At 64.9% G+C, this 2,626-nt stretch carries 2 protein-coding genes; one reads left to right on the top strand and one right to left on the bottom strand.

The features are described from left to right. A partial coding sequence (locus tag VMR03_RS11355; RefSeq protein ID WP_325405269.1) for an isoleucine--tRNA ligase occupies nt 1-1,753 on the bottom strand: 1,753 nt, incomplete at its 3' end. Nucleotides 1,754-2,065: 312 nt separating this feature from the next. Here VMR03_RS11355 and VMR03_RS11360 point away from each other — a divergent pair. Then, a partial coding sequence (locus tag VMR03_RS11360; protein WP_325405271.1) for a transporter substrate-binding domain-containing protein occupies nt 2,066-2,626 on the top strand: 561 nt, incomplete at its 3' end.

Genomic DNA, 2,626 nt, shown 5'->3' on the forward strand with positions numbered 1-2,626 from the left:
GCGCTTCGAGCACGAAGGCATGGGTCGAGCCGGAATCGAACCAGACGTCGAGAATGTCGGTGACTTTCTCGTAGTCGTCCGCGTTGTGGTTCGAGCCCTCGAAGAAATAGCTCACCGGCTTTTCAAACCAGGCGTCCGCGCCTTCGGCGGCCACCGCCTCGACGACACGGGCATTGACCTTGTCGTCGCGGAGCAGCGAACCGTCAGACTTATGGACGAAGATCGTCAGCGGCACGCCCCAGGCGCGCTGGCGCGAGAGCACCCAGTCGGGCCGGCCCTCGACCATCGCGTGGATGCGGTTGCGGCCGCGCGCGGGCACGAAGCGGGTCTTGTCGATCTCGGAGAGCGCGACCTCGCGGAGCTTGCGCCCGCCGGCCTCTGCAATCGGCGCATCCATCGAAACGAACCATTGCGCGGTGTTGCGGAAGATCAGCGGCGCCTTGGAGCGCCACGAATGCGGATAGGAATGGGTGAGCTTGCCCTGGGCGAGCAGCTTGCCCGCCTTTAGCAACTCCTCGATGACGGCGGCGTTGGCCGTGCCTTCCTTGCCCTGACGCGTCAGCACGAACTTGCCGGCGAAGAGCGGCACGTCGGGATAATATACGCCTTCCTCATTCACCGTTTCCGGGATGCCCTTCTGGCCGAAATTCTGCACCCAGAGCATATAGTCGTCCTGGCCGTGGCCCGGCGCGATATGGACGAAGCCCGTGCCCGTCTCGTCGGTGACAAAATCGCCGGGGAGGACCGGGACCTCAAAGTCGTAACCCTGACCGGCGAAGGGATGGGCGCAGGCCGCGATCGACGAGACGTCAAGCGGCTGCTTGCGTTCCCATGCGGTCACTTTCGCGGCCTTGAAGACTTCGTCGGCGAGACCGTCGGCGAGAATCAGCAATTCGCCGACCTCGGCGCCACTGCCCTCTTCCACGGTCTCGACACGGTAGAGGCCATATTCGATGGTCTTCGAAAAGGCGACGGCCCGGTTGCCGGGAATGGTCCAGGGGGTCGTCGTCCAGATGACAATCTTCGCGCCGGCAAGATCGGCTGGCGCCTTGACCACAGGAAACTTCACCCAGATCGTGCGGCTGACGTGATCCTGATATTCGACCTCGGCTTCGGCGAGCGCGGTCTTTTCGACGATCGACCACATCACCGGCTTCGAGCCGCGATAGAGCGAACCGTTCATCAGGAATTTCTGGAACTCGCGGACGATGGCGGCTTCCGCATCGTAGCTCATCGTGAGGTAAGGATTGTCCCAGTCGCCGGAGATGCCGAGGCGCTTGAACTGCTCGCGCTGCACATCGACCCAGTGCTGCGCGAATTCGCGGCATTCGCGGCGGAATTCGAGCGCGGGCACCTCGTCCTTGTTCTGGCCCTTCTTGCGGTATTTCTCCTCGATCTTCCATTCGATCGGAAGGCCGTGGCAGTCCCAGCCGGGGATATAGGGCGCGTTCTTGCCCATCATCTGCTGCGAGCGGACGACGATGTCCTTCAGCGTCTTGTTGAGCGCATGGCCGATATGGATGTCGCCATTGGCATAGGGCGGGCCGTCGTGAAGGATGAAGGTCTCGCGGCCCTTGGCGTCCTCGCGCAGGCGGCGGTAGAGGTCCATCTTCTCCCAGCGGGCGAGCCATTCGGGCTCGCGCTGCGGGAGGCCGGCCTTCATCGGGAAGGGCGTTTCGGGCAGGAAGATCGTTTCGCGGTAATCGCGGGCGGGGGCTTCGGCGGAATCGGGCGTCTTGCTGTCGCTGGCCATTTCGGGTCTCGGGCAGTTCGGGGGTTGCGTCACGGGTTCACGTCCCGGCCCGAGCGCTGGAAGGCCCCTCGGGGCCTCAGCGGCAGGCCGGGCCGCTAATTCGCACGGGCCCTATGGAAAAATGGCTCAAATGACGCTCTTTCATGGGCGGGTTTCTATCAGCGGTCTCCCTAACAGTCCAGTAACGGGCGCGGGGCGTCGCCGGGGCTGGGATGCGAAGCCCTTGTCGGCACGGCGAAATTCCGACTTATCCCCGGCCACCCCCGCACGGGTTAATCTCGCGGTCGGATGAATTTGGATGGAGTGGGTGCGATGCGGTTTCGGCTTTTGGCGCTTTTTCTGGGTCTGCTGATGCTCGCCCTGCCCCTGCCGGCGGGCGCGGGAGCGCGGTTCGACGCCGTCCGGGCTTCGGGCGCGCTGCGGATCGGGCTGACGGGCGACTACCGGCCCTTCTCGGCGGCGGACGGCGCGGGCAGCTTTTCGGGTCTCGACGTCGATCTCGGGCGGTCGCTCGCGGCGGCGCTCGGGGTGAAGCCCGTTTTCGTCAGGACGAGCTGGCCGACGCTTTCGGCGGACCTCAAGGCCGGAAAGTTCGACATCGCCATGGGCGGCGTCTCAGTGACGCCGGCACGGGCGGCCATCGGGCTCTTCTCGGCGCCGGTGCTGATGGATGGCAAGACGCCGATCACACGCTGCGACCTCGTGGATCGCTTCCAGACGCTCGCCGACATCGACCGGCCGGGCGTGCGCCTCGTCGTCAATCCGGGCGGGACCAACGAGAAATTCGCCCGCGCGCATATCCACGCGGCGACGGTCATCCTGCATCCCGACAACACGACGATCTTTCAGGAGATCGTGGATGGCCGCGCGGAT

The sequence above is a fragment of the Parvibaculum sp. genome, assembly GCF_035511255.1.
Taxonomy (GTDB): domain Bacteria; phylum Pseudomonadota; class Alphaproteobacteria; order Parvibaculales; family Parvibaculaceae; genus Parvibaculum.